Origin of the sequence: Streptomyces sp. NPDC058051, from assembly GCF_042885475.1 — a bacterium.
In the GTDB taxonomy this organism is placed as follows: Bacteria; Actinomycetota; Actinomycetes; order Streptomycetales; family Streptomycetaceae; genus Streptomyces.
On the sequence record NZ_JBHVRW010000023.1, the window covers coordinates 92,196 to 107,991 of the forward strand.

Genomic DNA, 15,796 nt, shown 5'->3' on the forward strand with positions numbered 1-15,796 from the left:
GCATCCGCCGGGCAATAACTTGTTCCGGGGCGAGTACGGGATCATCGATTCTTATCCAGAAGTGAGTGGTTCGGGCCCGGCGACAGTGTGGCGCGCAGTCGCCGGATCGGCCGGTCGGCGGCCGGGAATCTCGGCAACTCCCCACGTCACGGCCCCTGTCGGGAGACGGATCCGGCCCCGATCGGTTCAATCGGTTCACTGCGCGGCCACCGGAGCGAGGGCCCTTGACTTCACCGCCCCCACACAGTCGAATTACCACCGGAATACCGATCGCGACGCGCTCCCCATTACCGGTGACGGCCGCACAGGGATTCCCGGTCGGCCGGGAATTCCTTGCCACTGACTGCCGGACCTGATTGCGGTCCCACTCCGTCCGCCGGATCCGTGGCCGGCCCGGAAGAGGAGCGGCCCGGCCCCGGCACGGGAATAGGTGCCCCTTGCATCTCGTGCTGTCACGACGGTGTTCCACGGGCCCCTGCGTGGACTATCTTCAGCAGCCACGTTGGTACGCACCTGAAGGCCTGGGAGCGCTCCTCCCACGGCCCACCCCCATCGGGCGCCGGAGAGCAAGGGGTACAGGCATGCCGGGAGTCGCACAATCCTCGGACCTCGGAGAACCGCTGGGGCCACTGCCTCAGGAGTTCGCCGCGATCGTACGGCCCGAACTCCCCAGCCTGATCAAGGAGATCGGGCTGGAGGTGACCCGCGCCTACCCCGAGTACGCGCGACTGCTCGACGGCCCCTACGGGCAGGGCATCCGGGTCGGCGTGGAGCAGAGCATCTCCGTCTTCGTGGACCAGGTCGCCGAGCCGGCCTCTCCCTCCGCCCTGCGCGACGAGATGTGCCGCAGATTCGGCAGGTTCGAGGCGTACGAGGGACGCGGTCTGGACCAGTTGCAGGGCGCGTACCGACTGGGCGCCCGGATCGCGCTGCGCCGGGCGAAGAAGGTGGGCCGGCGCTACAACCTCTCCCCCACGATGATGCTCACCTTCGCCGACGCGCTCTTCTCCTACGTCGACGAGCTCGAAGCGCTGTCCCGCGAGGGCTACTTGGAGGTAAGGGCCGCCTCCAGCGACCATACGGACACGCTCCGGCGGCGGCTGCTGCATCTGATACTCGCCGGCCGGCCCGTGCCCCGTACCGCCATCGCCGAACTCTGCGAGCAGACCGGCTGGGTGATGCCCGACGAGGTGACGCTCGTCGCGGTGCGCCCGTCGGCGGACCTCGGGCGGCTCGGCGCCGACCGCGACGTCCTCGTCGACTTCACCGACCCGCAGCCGCACTTACTGATCCCGGGACCGTTCGACGAGATGCGAAGACGCATGCTTGATCACGCGCTCCCGGGTACCCACGCAGCCATCGGCCTGACCGTTCCCGCCGCCCTGGCATCGGACTCGATCCGCTGGGCACGTCGCGTGCTGGAACTCGTCGACGCGGGGGCGATCGACGACGCACCCGTCATCCTCTGCGAGGACCACCTGATCACCCTGTGGCTGCTCTCCGACCCGGTCCTCCTCGACCAGCTCGCCCGGCGCGAACTCGCCCCGATCGCCGGCATCAGCGTCAACCGGCGGGAGCGGCTGATCGAGACCCTGCGGATCTGGCTCGACACCCGCGGCACCGCCGCCCAGATGGGCGAGCTGCTCGACGTGCACCCGCAGACCGTCCGCTACCGGATGCGCAATCTGGAATCCATCTTCGGCGAGCAACTCGTCGACCCGGAGTCCCGGTTCTCCACCGAGGCCGTGCTCCGCGCGATGCAGCTGCGGGCCCGCAGCAACGACACACCACTCTGATCGGCGCAGCGGGGATTCCGACCCGAGCACGTACCTCACGCGGAGTCAACTTACTTACGGGTAAGGGAAAAAGACCGGTCACTCCCAAACGGTTGCCACACGGAGACGTTCTCAACGAGAAACCCGGAATGGCGTCCCGTACACATGGAGAAGTCGGCCGCCCACCAGGCGGCTGCGCCAAGAACCGCCTCCTGGCCAACCATCCGAGAGGGAACCCCCCATGACCGCCTCGCACCTCCTCGTCCCCGTGCCGATCCCGGACCGGGTCGCCGCGCTGATCGGATCCTGCACCCCGCCGCACATCCTGCAGGCGGAGTTCGACGCCGACTGCGCCGCACGCGAGGTGCGCAGGTTCCGCGGCCCCCGGCTCTGCGTCGAGGACCAGGCCGACCGCGAGCAGGCACTCTCCGCCCTGGCCCGCGCCAACAAGGTCCTGGCCGCCCACCACCCCCGGCTGCCGGTGCGCCCCGACGACTCCTGGTGACCCGCCGGCCTCCCCTCCTCCCGCACCTGCCCCGCGAAGGCCCGCACCTGCCCCCCGAAGGCCCACGCCTGCCACGCGAAGGGCCGCACCCGCCTCACGAAGGCGGGATCTACCCGCGAAGGCCCGCACCCGCCCCACGACGCACGAAGGCTCGTGACCTCCTGGCGAGGAGGCGCGCCCGTCTTGCGGAGGGCGCGGCACGGCCCGTACCTTACTCAAAAGTAAGTTTACTCTGGAGTAAGGAACTGGCGTGGCCGACAACAGCAGCGGCAACCTCACCGACGAACTGGCCGGGCTCGACTTCGCGGCCGTCTCCCCCGCGGAATTCGCCCGCATCGTCAAGGGCCTGTCCGCCAAGCAGCTCGGCGAGGTCATGCACGGCGAACTGCGCCTGCGCATACTCGGTGAGGTCTTCGGCCGGATGAAGCAGCAGTTCCGTCCGGAGGCGGCAGGGCAGCTGAAGGCACTGATCCGGTGGAAGATAACCGGGGACAGCGAGGTGGTCTTCGAGACCGCGATCGCCGAAGGCCGCTGCACCGTCAGCGAGGGCCGCTCCGACGCCGAACCGCGCACGACGCTGGTGATGGGGGACACCGAGTTCCTCAAACTGGTCTCCGGCAACGGCAATCCCGTGACCATGTTCATGATGCGCAAGCTGAAGGTCGCCGGCGATGTCTCGCTGGCCTCCGGGCTGACCCGCTACTTCGACATCCCGAAGGTCTGAGCCCATGAGCTATTTCTCCCTCGCGCTCACCGAGGAGCAGCAGGATCTGCGCAACTGGGTGCACGGCTTCGCCGCCCAGGTCGTCCGCCCCGCGGCCGCCGAGTGGGACGCCCGGGAGGAGACCCCGTGGCCCGTCATCCAGGAGGCCGCGCGGATCGGCCTGTACGGTTTCGAGTCCCTCGCCGACATGTACGGCGACCCCTCCGGCCTCTCCCTCCAGATCGCCAACGAGGAACTGTTCTGGGGCGACGCCGGAATCGGCATGGCGCTCTTCGGCACCTCCCTCGCCGTCGCCGGCATCTTCGCCTCCGGCACCCCGGACCAGCTGGCCGAATGGGTGCCGCAGTGCTACGGCGACGAGGACGACCCGAAGGTCGCCGCGTTCTGCGTGTCCGAACCGCAGGCCGGCTCCGATGTCTCCGCGATGACGACCAGGGCCCGTTACGACGAGGCCCGCGACGAGTGGGTACTGACCGGCCAGAAGGCGTGGATCACCAACGGCGGCATCGCCGAGGTCCATGTGGTCGTCGCCTCCGTCGACCCGTCGCTCGGCTCCAGGGGGCAGGCCGCGTTCATCGTGCCGCCCGGCACCGACGGCCTCGCGGCGAGCCGCACCATCAAGAAGCTCGGCCTGCGCGCCTCGCACACGGCGGACGTCTTCCTCGACGACGTCCGCGTGCCCGGACACTGCCTCCTCGGCGGAAAGGAGAAGCTCGACGCCCGGCTGGCCCGGGCCCGCGAGGGGACGAACGCCAAGGGACAGGCGGCGATGGCGACCTTCGAGGTGAGCCGCCCGACCGTCGGCGCCCAGGCGCTGGGCATCGCCCGCGCCGCGTACGAGTACGCGCTGGAGTACGCGGGTCAGCGCGAGGCGTTCGGCCGGCCGATCATCGAGAACCAGTCGATCGCGTTCGCGCTGGCCGACCTCCGCACCGAGATCGAAGCCGTACGGCTGCTGATCTGGCAGGCCGCCTGGATGGCACGCAACGACCGGAGCTTCGACGCGGGACAGGGCTCCATGTCCAAGCTGCGCGCGGGTGAACTGGCCGTGTCCGCGACCGAGAAGGCCGTCCAGATCCTGGGCGGCGCCGGGTACAGCAGGGAGCATCCCGTGGAGCGGATGTACCGCGACGCCAAGATCTACACGATCTTCGAGGGGACGAGCGAGATCCAGCGCCTGGTGATCGCGCGGGCGATCTCCGGGCGCCACATCCGCTGATCACCCCCGGCGCGGGCGCCGTCCGCGCCGGCCCGTGCGCCCGGAGCCCCGACCGGGTGGGGACCGGCTACGGCGGACATGAGAGTGTCGGGCCGTGACAGCGATCGCTGTGCGGCCGGCTCGTCCGGGGCGGACCTCATGACGCCCCGGCCCGCGCCGGGCGGCGCCGTCGACGTCAACGACCCACTGTCCGCCGCCACGCCCCATGGGGGAACGTCATGCCCGTCGGCCCGCGCCCGTCCGTCCTCTTCGTCACCGACCTCGCCTACGAGGCGAGAGGCCGCCGCTACTGCGACGAGGACATCCATCTGACGTCACGCCTGCGCGAGGAGTTCGACGTCGCGCTCTGCCACCCCCTGGACGCCGCCGCGCTGCTGGACGGCTTCGACGCGGTCGTCATACGCAACAGCGGTCCGGTGCTGCACTACCAGGAGGCGTACGACGCCTTCCGCACGCGGGCCCGGGAGCAGGGCGTACGCGTCTACAACCCGCTCAACGGCCGGGGTGACATGGCGGGCAAGCAGTATCTGGTCGATCTGAGCCGGGCCGGATATCCGGTGATCCCCACGGTGGACCGGACAGCGGATCTGGGGCTGCTGCCCGCGGTCGCGGAGTACGTGGTCAAGCCGAAACTGGGGGCGGACTCGGTCGGGCTGCGGTTCGTGCAGGAGGTGGCGCTGCCGGAGGGCGAGGACGGCACGGTGCTCGTCCAGCCGCGGATCGACTTCCGCTACGAGGTGTCGTTCTACTTCATCGACCACGACTTCCAGTACGCGCTGTACGCACCGGATCCGGAGCGGCGGTGGGTGCTGGAGCCGTACGATCCGAGCGGGGCGGATCTGGAGTTCGCCCGGAGTTTCGTGGACTGGAACACGCTCGACCACGGTATCCAGCGGGTCGACGCCTGCCGGACCGCGGCGGGCGAACTGCTGCTCGTCGAGCTGGAGGACCTGAATCCGTATCTCTCGCTGGACCGCGTCGCGCAGCCGGTGCGGGCGGCGTTCGTCACCCGCCTGAAGGCTTCCCTGCGGGATCTGCTGGCCTGACGGCCCGTTCGGCCGTCCCCCACATGCGGGAGTCGCGGGCCCGTGTGAGCGTGCAGACGTGACCACTGCCAGCGAGACCGCCCCCGCAGCGCAGAGTGCCGCCGCGCCGCCCGTTCTCGATCCCCGCCGCAGGAACATCGTCTTCGCGACGATCGTGCTCGGAATTCTGCTGGCGGCCCTGGACCAGACGATCGTCGGCACCGCGCTGCCGACGATCGTCTCGGATCTCGGCGGCGCCGCCCATATGTCCTGGGTGGTCACCGCGTATCTGCTCGCCGAGACGGTGGCGACGGTCCTGGCCGGCAAGTTCGGCGACCTGTTCGGCCGGAAGATCATCTTCCAGCTGTCGGCGATCATCTTCATCACCGGTTCCTTCCTGTGCGGTCTCGCGAGCAACATGACGCTCCTGATCGTCTGGCGCGGGCTGCAGGGCATCGGCGCGGGTGGGCTGATGGTCACCTCGATGGCGCTGATCGCCGATGTGATCCCACTGCGTGAGCGCGGCAAGTACCAGGGTGCGATGGGCGCGGTATTCGGGGTGTCGACGGTGATCGGGCCGTTGCTCGGCGGGCTCTTCACCGACCACCTGAGCTGGCGCTGGGCGTTCTACGTCAATGTGCCGATCGCGATCGTGGTGGTCATCGCCGCCGCTCGGACGATCCCGTCGGTGAAGGCGGCGGGGCGGCCCGTGATCGACTACCTGGGCATCGCGATGGTCACGGTCGGCGCGAGCGCGCTGATCCTCGCGACAAGCTGGGGCGGCAACGAGTACGCGTGGGGCTCGCCCGTCATCATCGGTCTCTTCGCGGCCGGAGTCGTGGCCCTGGCCGTCTTCTGCCTCGTGGAGTTCCGGGCGAAGGAACCGATGCTGCCGATGCGGCTGTTCCAGAATCCGGTGTTCACCGTCTGCTCGATCCTGAGCTTCATCGTGGGCTTCGCCATGCTCGGCGCGATGACCTTCCTGCCGACGTATCTGCAGTACGTGGACGGGGACTCGGCGACCATCTCGGGCGTGCGGACGCTGCCGATGGTCATCGGGCTGCTCGGCGCCTCGATCTTCAGCGGCAACATGGTCTCCAGGACGGGCCGGTACCGGATCTACCCCGTCGTGGGCTCGCTCGTCATGGCGGTGGGGCTGTTTCTGCTCTCCCTGATGGGTCCGGGCAGCGGTGTGGGGCTGGAGTCGCTGTACATGCTGGTGCTCGGCGTCGGCATCGGACTGTCCATGCAGGTGCTGACCATCGCCGTGCAGAACACCGTCGACTACTCGGATCTGGGTACGGCGACGTCGGGCGTGACGTTCTTCCGTACGCTCGGCAGCTCCTTCGGCACGGCCGTGTTCGGCACGATCTACGCCAACGCGCTGAAGCCGAATCTGACCGACGGCGTCGCCGCGGCGGCACGGGCGGGCGGTGACCCCGCCGTGCTGACGAAGGCCGCGCAGAGCCCGGAGGGGCTGCACCGTCTGCCCGCCGCGCAGTCCGCGCCACTGGCACAGGCGTACGCCGACACGCTGCACACCGTGTTCCTGTGGACGGTGCCGGTGGCGCTCCTGGGGTTCGTCGTGGCGCTCTTCCTGAAGCAGATGAAGCTCCGGGACACGGCACGGGTCGGCTCGACGGACATGGGTGAGGGCTTCGCCCAGCCCAGCGACGGGGACTCGGCCAAGGTGCTGGAATTCACCGTGGCCAAGATCCTGCACCAGGTGGGACCGGACACGGCCCGGCGGATCACCGCGGGTTCGGACACGCGGCTGGACATGGCGGGGGCCTGGGCGGTCATGCAGGTCGAGCTGTTCACCCGGATGGTCGGCCATGCGAGTCTGAACCTGATCGCGACCCGGCACCGGGTTCCGCCCGAGGTGCTGGTGCCGGTCTTCGACCGGATGATCGAGGAGGGCTTCCTCACCGGCGACGGTCATGTGTTCACCCACACGGCCGCGGGCAGCCGGGAGGCCGCGGCGATCACCTCCGCGTGGGCGCGGTGGCTCAACGAGCGCCTGGACGAGCACGGGGCACGCCCGGACGACCGGCGGCTGCGCGCGGCGGTGGACGTGATCGCCAAACGGTTGCTGGCGGAGGACCTGACGCAGGAACTCTCCCCGGAGAGGTCGCGGGCGAGGGCCGTCCGAGAGCCTGTCGGGTGACCTCTGAGCGGGCAGGGCCCGGCACGCGGCTCCGTCAGTCGGCGAAGACCGCGCTCGCGTACACCCAGGCGCCCCCGGACCGGACGAAGCGGCTCTTCTCGTGGAGCGAGTCCGGCCTGCCGTTGTCCGTGCAGTGCGCGCGGAAGGTGACCGTCCCCGTGGTGTGGAACGCGCTGCCGTCCGTCGTGTCCAGGATCTCCAGCCGCACCCAGCGCGTCCCCGGATCGAAGTCCACGGCGGGCGGCCGGGTGTCGGGGTGCCAGGTGCGCAGCAGATACGCCTCGTCCTGTACCGCGAAGGCGGTGTACCGCGAGCGCATCAGCGCCTCGCAGGTCGGTGCTGCTGCGGTCCCGGCGTGCAGGCGACCGCAGCAGTCCGCGTAGGTGGCGGGCAGGCCGCACGGGCACGGCGACTGCGCGGTGATCGCGGAAGGCCGCGCTCCGCCGGTGGCGGACCGCTTCGGGCGTGTGGTGCGTCGTGACATGCGTCCATTGTCGCCCGCGTCCGCCCGGCCCGGCGGGCCGGGGGGACGCGGCGGAGGGACGCACGGGGAGCCGGCCCGCCGGGCGGAGACCCCTCGGTGAGGGAGAGCGCCCGGCAAGGCGCGTCAGCAGGCAACGTCCGCCGGGCCGTCAGGCCTTGTGGGCCACGCCCGCGTAGCCCGGGATGGGCTCGTCCCCGGCGACGTCGACGACCTCGCCCAGCTCCGGGTGCCAGTCCGCGGAGAGGGTGACACCCGGCTCGATGAGGTCGAGTCCGTCGAAGAACCTGGAGAATTCGGCGTGCGAACGCAGACGCAGTGTCATCCCGCGGGCCTTGTACAGGGCGGACGCCTGCGCCGCGCCCTCGGGGTCGAAGTCCCCGGTGGTCTGCGAGAGAACGAGGTAGCTTCCGGAGGGAAGCCGCTCGACCAGGCTGTTGACGAGTTCGGCCGCGCCGTCCTCGTCGTCCAGGAAGTGCAGCAGGGCCAGCAGCGAGAGCGCGATCGGCTCGCGGAAGTCGAGGACCTCGCCGGCCTGTTCCAGGATGACTTCCGGCCTGCGGGCGTCGACCTGGATGTACTCGGTGGCGCCCTGCGGGGTGGAGCGCAGGAGGGCCGCCGCGTGCGCGAGGACGATCGGGTCGTTGTCGCAGTAGACGACGCGGGCGTCGGGGGCGGTGCGCTGGGCGATCTGGTGGAGGTTCGGCTCGGTGGGTATGCCGGTGCCGATGTCGAGGAACTGGCGGATGCCGCTCTCGGCCAGCCACCGGGTGGCGCGGTGCATGAAGGCCCGGTTGACGCGGGCCATGTCGCGTCCCCTGGCGTCCACGGACAGCAGTTGCCGGGCCATCTGCTCGTCGACCGGGTAGTTGTCCTTGCCGCCGAGGAACCAGTCGTACATCCGTGCGGGATGCGGCTTGCTGGTGTCGATCTCGATGGCTCGGGGTTCTTGCCCGGTCATAGCACGCTCCATGGGTCCATAGGTCGGCGAACAACAAGAGTCTGGCCGGGGCCGGGCTCCGGCGCCGGGGAATCCGCCGGAGAGGCTGTCGGTCAGGGCGGACCGGGTCACCGGTCCATGCGTTTCAGGTGATGCGGTCGGTGCGGGTGATGCGGCCTTACGGGTACTGCGGTCGGTGCGGGTGATGCGGTTCCTCAGGTGAGAAGGAAGTCCGCCTGGCCGGACTTGGCGCCCTGGATGAAGGCGGCGATCTCGCGCGGGGAGTAGATGAGAGCGGGGCCGTCGGGGTCTGCGGACTGGCGCACGGCGACTCTTCCGTCGGACAGCTTCATGGCTTCGACGCAATTGCCTCCGTTCCCACCGCTCCACGGCTTGGACCAGCCCTCGGAGCCGAGTTCGGCGGCCGGCATGCCGTTGTATATGGGTTCCATCACAGCTCCTTGCGGAATTCCCGGAGGATTTCCTTCGTGCGTTGTGCAGTCGCGGCCTGAGCCGCCATGCGGTCCATGACTTCGAGGTAGGAGGCCACCTCGGGGCGCGCGTCGAAGTAGACGGCTCCGGTCAGGTACTCGCTGAAAACCATGTCGGGAAGTTCGGGAATACCGAAGCGGAAGAGGACGAAGGGGCCGTAGGTGCCCGGGTGGTGACCGGTCGAGAATTCCGCGATCTGGAGCGTCACATGCGGCAGCTCGGTCGCTTCCAGCAGCCGGTCGATCTGCCCGCGCATGGCGTCGACACTGCCGACGGGACGGCGGAGCACCGTCTCGTCCATCACCACCCACAGCTTCGGGGAGTCCGGTCTGGTCAACAGGGACTGCCGCTCCATCCGCAGCGCGACATGGCGCTCGATGTCCTCGGGCCTGGTCTGGCCGACGGCTCCGGTGCGCATCACCGAGCGTGCGTAGTCCTCGGTCTGGAGCAGTCCGGGTACGAAGTGCGGCTCGTACATGCGCAGGAGGCTCGCGGCGCCCTCCAGACTGACGTACATGCTGAACCAGTCGGGCAGCACATCGTGGAAGCGCTGCCACCAGCCGGGCTTGTTGGCTTCCTCGGCGAGCTCCACGAAGGCGTCGGCCTCGGCGTCGGCGATGCCGTACGCCTTCAGCAGCAGCTGGACATAGGGGATCTTGAGAGCGACCTCGGCGGTCTCCAACCTGCGTATCGTCGCAGGTGCGACCCGCAGCACCTTGGCAGCCTGGTCACGGCTCAGGCCGACGCGCTCCCGCAGATCCTGCAGGCGCTTGCCGAGAACGACCTGACCCACGGTCGGGGCGGACCGCGGTTCGCTCACTTCAGACCTCCCGATGCGCTGTTTGCCAGCAGTGTGCCATGCGCGGGCCACCCAGAACACTGCCACTCTGAATTTTTCAGAGTGCCCCTTGCCAAGTGTTCCCGACAGGGGGAGAGTTGGTGAGTGAACCAGTTCGTGTAGTCACGACCGCCCTCATGCACATGGGACCGCGGAGTGTGACGCAGCCCCCACTGTGAGGATTCGGTTGTGGCACCTGGCAGCGCGCTTATCCCCCGGCTCATGGATCTCAGGCCCGGGACGGAAGCGCTCCGGTACTGCTTCGCGCTGCCCGCGCACCCCGAGTCGGTGGCCGGTGCACGGCGGCTGACGACGGCTCGGCTCGACGAGTGGCGGCTGACCGAGGACACGCACGAGGCAGCGGTCCTGATCGTCTCGGAACTGGTCACCAACGCGGTGGTGCACACCGTGAGCGCTCGCGTCGTGTGCGAGCTGCGCTGCCTCGACGGGCGGCTGCGCATAGCCGTGCAGGACCAAGGACACCAGCCCGGCGGGCCGCAGCTGTGCCGCACCGCCGACGACGAGCACGGACGCGGCCTGCTGCTCGTGGACGCGATGAGCAGCTCCTGGGGTTCCCGCGACGCGGGCAACGGCTCGGGGCGCATCGTCTGGGCGGAACTGCCGCACGGCTCGGAGCGGTCATGCTGAGGAACGCCATGTCCCATCTGCTCGGAGCACGCCGCTCACGTGAACTCCGGCCCGCCTCCGACACGGGCACGGTCCAATTGCCGCTGCCTCCCGCGCTGTCGGCGAGCCTGGGCTGCGACGCGGTGGGGGTGCCGTCCCGGTACGGCTTCCGGCTGATGTCGCATCTGCCGCGCACCGGTTGCGTCTTCGCGGACGCCGACCGCTGGTGGTGGATCGTGCCCGCGGGCTCCGATCTCGATCTGGACTGGCCCGCACAGGCCTCGTACGCGAAGGGCGCGTGCGTTCCGGCGGTACGGCCGAGGCTGATCCACCAGCCCGACAACCGCATGCCGTACACCCCGCCGATCCCGCTCTTCCTGATGGTGTGCCAGGTGAGTGGTGTGAAGCCGTCGTGGGCGCTCTCCGACGGCCCTCGCGCCATCTCCGCTCCCTGACACCGCGCATGGAAGAGGGGGCGGGGATCCCTGAGGAATCCCCGCCCCCTCGGCCGGATCACTTGCGGAACGTCAACCAGTCGACCGCGGCGACCTCGGAGCCGCCCGCCGCGACCAGATGGATGTCGTGCGAGCCGGTGACGGTGCGCAGCAGCTTCACCGACTGCTCCTGCCAGGCGTCGGGACCGCCGGTGGCCTTCACCGGCAGCACGCCGACGAGCGGGCCCTTCGGACTGTCCAGGCGTAGCTGGAGCACTCCGGTGCGGCCGTTTCCGGCAGCCGCGAGACGGGCGGTCAGCCGGTCGGCCCCCGCGCCGAACTGCACCTTGCGGAAGCCGAACCGGTCGCCGGAGCCGAGAACCCCGGTGGCCGCTTCGCCGCGCTCCACGCCCTTGACGTCGGTGGCCTGTTCGGCCTGGAGCGTGGTGGCCGCGTCCGGACCGTCCGCGTACAGCCGGACCTCGTTCACGGCCCACGCGGTGTCGCCGGGAGCGGTGAGGGTGATCCGCAGATAGCGGACGGTGGCCGGTGCGAAGACCGCTTCCTGCGTGAAGGAGCGCCCCGCGACCTGTGCGACCGAGTCCCACCGCTTGCCGTCACGGCTGGTGGCCACGGTGAATCCGGACGGATGCCCGGTGGCGTCCAGACCGGCGTCGAGGGCGAGCCTGCCCACCGTCTTCGCCGTGCCGAGGTCGACGGTCAGCGTCTGCCCGGGAGCCTGGAGTCCGGTGGCCTGCCACTGGGTGGTCTGCACGCCGTCCACCGCGGCGGAGGCGTCGCTGCCGTCGGACGCCGTGGCGGTCCATCCGTCGTTGCGCAGGCGCGACTGGCAGCCGGGCAGGTCGCAGCCCGCGGACCAGATGGCGTCGCCGTACTCGTACGCGCCCTGGTCGGGACCGGCGCCGCGGACCCCGGTCGTGACCCCGTCGACCGTCTCCCCCGCGTCGATCGCCGGTGAGTCGTCGAGCAGCCACAGCTCGCCGTTGCGGGCGTCGGCGTAGCGCGGGTCGGTGGGCGGGAGCAGGTTGCTGCGCTCGATCGGGGCGGGGTCGCCGGGGCCGGAGATCTCCGTCTTGGTCATGCCGACGATGTTGCTGACGTACGTCCCCGTGGCGTCGGTGGCGCCGCTGAGGCGGACCGACGCACCCGTGATGCCGGGGCCGTACGAGGAGTGGTGGTCCCGGTTGCCGAGGCTGACCCCGCTGTGGCCGTTGAAGAAGGTGCCGCGGGTTCCGGTGTTGTACGCGACGTTGTGGTGGAGGAGGAAGTTGCCGGAGGAGTTGTCGATGTAGTAGCCGACCTGACCGTCGTGGTCGTGGACGATGTTGTGGTCGACACTCGTGCCGGTGGCGTCCAGGTTGCAGCAGACGTAGAAGGGGCTTCCGTCGCGGGAGGTCCGCATCGCCTCGGAGAGGTCGTTGTAGGCGATCCGGTTGCCGTGGAAGGGCACGCCGTTCAGCTGCCACGACACGTCGATGCTGCCGCGCCCGGTGCGGCGGATGGTGTTGTGGGTGACGGTGTGGTCACTGCCGTTGATCTCGATGCCCGGCGTGTAGCTGCCCATCCAGCCGATGTCGTGGATGTACGTGTTGGTGACGGTGTTTCCGCTGCCCCGCACGAGGACGCCGGTGCCGGCCGAGTAGCCGATCTCGCTGTCGCGCAGGGTGTTGCCCGTGCCGAGTATCTGCACGCCCGAGTCGAGGATGCGGGAGACGACGATGTGGCCCTCACCGGGTTCGATCGCGAGTTCGTCGTCGGCGGGCATCGGCAGGGTCGAGTACTCGGACACGTAACGGGCGTTCAGGCGCTCGACGACGACGCCCGTGCTGTCCTCGCCGGTGCGCAGGGACGTGCCCCACAGGTCGAGGCCGCGGACCGTGACGTAGGAGCTGTCGCTGAGGTCGACGCCCCAGGAGCGCTGCTTGGCGGTGACGGTGTGGCCGGCCATGCCGCCCTTCGGCGGGACGAGGTACAGCTTCCGCTCGGCCTTGTCGTAGTACCACTCGCCCGGCTGGTCGAGGGCGGCCTTGGCACCGACCAGATAGTAGTTGCGGAAGTTCTGGTCCCCCATGCAGAGCGGGTCGCAGCGGTAGTTGCCGCCCTTGAAGTCGAGGGCGCCGGCGGTGGTCGAGGTGACGGTTCCGGTCTGCTGGCTCCAGGGGTTGGAGCCAGCCCACAGATGGACCGTGGCGCCGGTGAAGTCACCGGCCGGCAGGTCGGGGTCGTCGATGTGCTGGTCGGTGGAGGTCCTTTCGGCGACGGCCCAGGTCGGGTTGAGCGGGTCCGTGCCGGAGTTGGGCCAGCGGCCCTCCATGGCGCGGTCGCCGTCGAGGAAGAGGGCGTTCTCGCTCGCGTCGAGCGGGAGGTCCGTCCTCGTCGCGACCAGGCCGCCGCCCGCGTCCTGCCAGCCGGTGACCGTCTCGGTGCCGTCGATGGTGACCGTTCCGTCGCCGTACGCGGCGAAGGTGATCGGTGCGTCCGCCCGGCCGGAGGGCGGGGTCACCTGTTCGCGGTAGGTGCCGCGGTGGATCAGACAGCTGTCGCCGGGGCGTACCAGTTCGGCGCAGCGTGCGATCGTGCGCAGCGGGTGCTGTGCGCTGCCCGGGGACCGGTCGGACCCCCAGGTCGCGACCTCGTAGGTCCGGCCCTGTCCGGCGGCGGTCGCCACCCCCGGCAGGGCGAGCGGCAGGGCGATCAGTGCGGCAGCCGCGGCGGCCACCAGCGATGACGGTCTGAAAGCCGGTCTCATGTACAGCCTCCGGTGTTCGGGGGTTCGGGTGGGCGTTTCCAGGCGGTCTCGCCGTCCGGTCCGGGCGGGGCGCCGAGGACCGCGCAGCGCAGCCAGTGCTCGCCGGGCGGGAGTTCGCCGGTGAGCGTGGGCAGCGTGGTGCGACGGGCGAGCACATTGGTGCCGGGCAGGCAGTCCACGAGCTGCCCGGTGCGACGGCCGTCGCCGTCGATCAGCCCGCTGAGTCCTGCGGGCCCGGCTGCGCGGGCGTGGGCGGGTCCTGCCTGCCGGGCGGGCGCGGAGTCGCGGTCGAGGGCGAAGCCGCCTTCCGCGGTGTGCAGATGGCGCGCGGTGCGGACGCGGTGGACACGCAGGTGCCAGGGCGGGGCGGCGGTCAGCCAGGTGGTGACCTCCACATCGGGCCAGGGATGCCAGGTGCAGCGGACGGTGGAGTCGGTGACGTGGTGGTCCCTGGGCTCCTCCCGTACCCGGTAGTGGATTCCGCCGTCGTCGCTGAGTGCCAGCATCGAGTCGTACGCGCCCTGCTCCAGGCCGACGGGCCCCGCGGGGAGGCTGAAGCCGAACCGTGAGGAGTAGGCGAACTTGGCGTATTTCTCGGCTCCGTGGCGGACCCAGGCGTGGTGCTGCCGTCCGGCGAGCAGGGTGACGTCGCCGCCGGACCGCATCAGGACCGCGCCGGCGTGCGGCTGGGCGGAGACGGGGGGCATCGCCGGGGCCGGGTGTTCGGCCGCCGTCCAGAAGGGGTGGGTGGCGGGCAGTGCGAGGGGCAGGAAGGTCTTCATCGCCCAGTACGGCGAGCCGGGGGCGTTGTACTGCTCGGCGAGCGCGGGCTGCGGATAGGTGTAGCCGACGGAGAGCAGACCGCCGGGTGCGGCTTCCGGCCACTGCTGCCACCAGCGCAGATGGCGCATCAGGTGGCCCTTGACGACGCCCCAGGGCAGGGCTTCGACCCCGGCGTACGGTAGTGCGGACCAGAACGCGGCATGGGCGAACCGGTAGGTGAGGGAGCGGCCGTACGGCACCGCCGCGCCGTCGTCGGCGAACCAGTGCTGGAAGTCGGGGGCGAAGAGTGCCGCTCGCATCCGGAAGCGGATGGCCCGCTCGGGATCGCTGTCCTCGGCGAGGGCCGCGTACAGCAGTCCGTAGAAGTGCATCGCCCACGGCACGTAGTAGTCGCGGCGCTCGGTGGGTCCGTCCGCGTACCAGCCGTCGCCGAGCGCGAAGGTCTCCAGCTCGTCGAGGCAGGCACGGACCCGCTCACGGTCGTGGGGCACGCCGACCCGGTCGAGGCCCAGACCGATCAGGACGGGGAAGAAGAGCCAGTTGTTGTCGGTGACCGGGCAGGAGATGCCCGACTTCAGCCAGCGGGCGACCCGTTCGCGCTCCGACTGTGCCAGCGGCTCCCAGAGCCGGTCGGGGGCGAGAGCGAGCGCGAAGCCGATGGCGGCCATCTCGACGACGCGCTGATCGTGCGGCCCCGGCAGGCCCCAGTACTCGGCGTGGTCCGGGTCGGTGCCGGCCGCCAGGCCGCGTACCCAGTGGTCCCAGTGCGCGAAGTGTCCGCCTCCCGCGGCAAGCGGGGCGAGTCCCCACAACGGGCGTGCGAACGCCTCCAGTTCGGCGGCCGCATCGTCGTGGATGGCGGTGTTGACGCCGAGGCGGAGCCGGGCACGGCCCGGGCTGAAGTGCGGGAGCAGGGGTTCGGTGAGGGCGCGGGCCCGGCTCTGCAGCCAGGCGCGGTCCTCGGTCGGGGTGCCGCCGGTGTTCTCGTCCGCGGTCGTCCGGTCGTCCGTCATCTC

The 15,796-nt window shown here is 70.3% G+C and carries 14 protein-coding genes; 8 read left to right on the forward strand and 6 right to left on the reverse strand.

The genetic code is table 11. The annotated features are described in order from the left end of the window. Positions 1–581 precede the first annotated feature (581 nt). From ACFVUT_RS29145 to ACFVUT_RS29170, 6 genes are all read left to right on the forward strand, one after another. Entirely contained in the window at positions 582–1,796 is a 1,215-nt protein-coding gene (locus tag ACFVUT_RS29145) for a helix-turn-helix domain-containing protein (protein WP_389655354.1), read from the forward strand. Between the two features lie 220 nt (positions 1,797–2,016). After that, positions 2,017–2,280 carry a hypothetical protein gene (locus ACFVUT_RS29150; protein WP_389655356.1) on the forward strand — a complete coding sequence of 88 codons (264 nt, stop codon included), beginning with the start codon at positions 2,017–2,019 and terminating at the stop codon, positions 2,278–2,280. A 250-nt stretch (positions 2,281–2,530) separates the two neighbouring features. Further along, positions 2,531–3,004 (forward strand): SCP2 sterol-binding domain-containing protein, encoded by a 474-nt coding sequence (locus ACFVUT_RS29155; RefSeq protein WP_389655358.1) that lies wholly within the window; start codon positions 2,531–2,533, stop codon positions 3,002–3,004. Positions 3,005–3,008: 4 nt separating this feature from the next. Further along, positions 3,009–4,223 (forward strand): acyl-CoA dehydrogenase family protein, encoded by a 1,215-nt coding sequence (locus tag ACFVUT_RS29160; RefSeq protein WP_389655360.1) that lies wholly within the window; start codon positions 3,009–3,011, stop codon positions 4,221–4,223. 218 nt (positions 4,224–4,441) lie between these two features. Next, a complete protein-coding gene (locus tag ACFVUT_RS29165) occupies positions 4,442–5,269 on the forward strand; it encodes a hypothetical protein (RefSeq protein ID WP_389655362.1) in 828 nt (275 codons plus the stop codon). Between the two features lie 58 nt (positions 5,270–5,327). Beyond that, complete coding sequence (locus tag ACFVUT_RS29170; protein ID WP_389655364.1) at positions 5,328–7,415, forward strand: MDR family MFS transporter; 2,088 nt, start codon at positions 5,328–5,330, stop codon at positions 7,413–7,415. A gap of 34 nt (positions 7,416–7,449) precedes the next feature. On the opposite strand, the gene ACFVUT_RS29175 is transcribed toward ACFVUT_RS29170, so the two are convergent. The 4 genes from ACFVUT_RS29175 to ACFVUT_RS29190 form a co-directional block, all read right to left on the reverse strand. Then, positions 7,450–7,899 (reverse strand): YchJ family protein, encoded by a 450-nt coding sequence (locus ACFVUT_RS29175; protein WP_389655366.1) that lies wholly within the window; start codon positions 7,897–7,899, stop codon positions 7,450–7,452. A gap of 148 nt (positions 7,900–8,047) precedes the next feature. Continuing rightward, positions 8,048–8,857, reverse strand: a complete 810-nt coding sequence (locus ACFVUT_RS29180) for an SAM-dependent methyltransferase (RefSeq protein WP_389655368.1) — start codon at positions 8,855–8,857, stop codon at positions 8,048–8,050. Positions 8,858–9,051: 194 nt separating this feature from the next. Next, on the reverse strand, positions 9,052–9,288 hold the full coding sequence (locus tag ACFVUT_RS29185; protein WP_389655370.1) for a DUF397 domain-containing protein: 237 nt from the start codon (positions 9,286–9,288) through the stop codon (positions 9,052–9,054). Continuing rightward, positions 9,288–10,148, reverse strand: coding sequence for a helix-turn-helix domain-containing protein (locus ACFVUT_RS29190; protein ID WP_389655372.1), 861 nt, complete (start codon positions 10,146–10,148; stop codon positions 9,288–9,290). Before ACFVUT_RS29190 ends, ACFVUT_RS29185 begins: the two co-directional genes overlap by 1 nt. A gap of 207 nt (positions 10,149–10,355) precedes the next feature. On the opposite strand from ACFVUT_RS29190, the gene ACFVUT_RS29195 reads away from it, so the two are divergent. Together ACFVUT_RS29195 and ACFVUT_RS29200 are read left to right on the forward strand one after the other, a co-directional pair. After that, a complete protein-coding gene (locus ACFVUT_RS29195) occupies positions 10,356–10,814 on the forward strand; it encodes an ATP-binding protein (protein ID WP_389655374.1) in 459 nt (152 codons plus the stop codon). Beyond that, positions 10,808–11,248, forward strand: a complete 441-nt coding sequence (locus ACFVUT_RS29200) for a hypothetical protein (RefSeq protein WP_389655376.1) — start codon at positions 10,808–10,810, stop codon at positions 11,246–11,248. The genes ACFVUT_RS29195 and ACFVUT_RS29200 overlap by 7 nt, the downstream gene beginning before the upstream one ends. Positions 11,249–11,306: 58 nt before the next feature. On the opposite strand, the gene ACFVUT_RS29205 is transcribed toward ACFVUT_RS29200, so the two are convergent. Together ACFVUT_RS29205 and ACFVUT_RS29210 are read right to left on the reverse strand one after the other, a co-directional pair. Then, positions 11,307–13,997: a carbohydrate-binding protein gene (locus tag ACFVUT_RS29205; RefSeq protein ID WP_389655377.1), complete on the reverse strand. Its 2,691-nt coding sequence runs from the start codon at positions 13,995–13,997 to the stop codon at positions 11,307–11,309. After that, positions 13,994–15,793 carry a DUF2264 domain-containing protein gene (locus tag ACFVUT_RS29210; protein WP_389655379.1) on the reverse strand — a complete coding sequence of 600 codons (1,800 nt, stop codon included), beginning with the start codon at positions 15,791–15,793 and terminating at the stop codon, positions 13,994–13,996. The genes ACFVUT_RS29205 and ACFVUT_RS29210 overlap by 4 nt, the downstream gene beginning before the upstream one ends. Between the last annotated feature and the right edge of the window lie 3 nt (positions 15,794–15,796).

Bases quoted from the DNA above. Each gene is read 5' to 3' on its own strand.
- ACFVUT_RS29145 (WP_389655354.1), top strand. From the start codon at position 582: ATGCCGGGAGTCGCACAATCCTCGGACCTCGGAGAACCGCTGGGGCCA.
- ACFVUT_RS29150 (WP_389655356.1), top strand. From the start codon at position 2,017: ATGACCGCCTCGCACCTCCTCGTCCCCGTGCCGATCCCGGACCGGGTC.
- ACFVUT_RS29160 (WP_389655360.1), top strand. From the start codon at position 3,009: ATGAGCTATTTCTCCCTCGCGCTCACCGAGGAGCAGCAGGATCTGCGC.
- ACFVUT_RS29165 (WP_389655362.1), top strand. From the start codon at position 4,442: ATGCCCGTCGGCCCGCGCCCGTCCGTCCTCTTCGTCACCGACCTCGCC.
- ACFVUT_RS29175 (WP_389655366.1), bottom strand. From the start codon at position 7,899: ATGTCACGACGCACCACACGCCCGAAGCGGTCCGCCACCGGCGGAGCG.
- ACFVUT_RS29180 (WP_389655368.1), bottom strand. From the start codon at position 8,857: ATGACCGGGCAAGAACCCCGAGCCATCGAGATCGACACCAGCAAGCCG.
- ACFVUT_RS29185 (WP_389655370.1), bottom strand. From the start codon at position 9,288: ATGGAACCCATATACAACGGCATGCCGGCCGCCGAACTCGGCTCCGAG.
- ACFVUT_RS29200 (WP_389655376.1), top strand. From the start codon at position 10,808: ATGCTGAGGAACGCCATGTCCCATCTGCTCGGAGCACGCCGCTCACGT.
- ACFVUT_RS29205 (WP_389655377.1), bottom strand. From the start codon at position 13,997: ATGAGACCGGCTTTCAGACCGTCATCGCTGGTGGCCGCCGCGGCTGCC.
- ACFVUT_RS29210 (WP_389655379.1), bottom strand. From the start codon at position 15,793: ATGACGGACGACCGGACGACCGCGGACGAGAACACCGGCGGCACCCCG.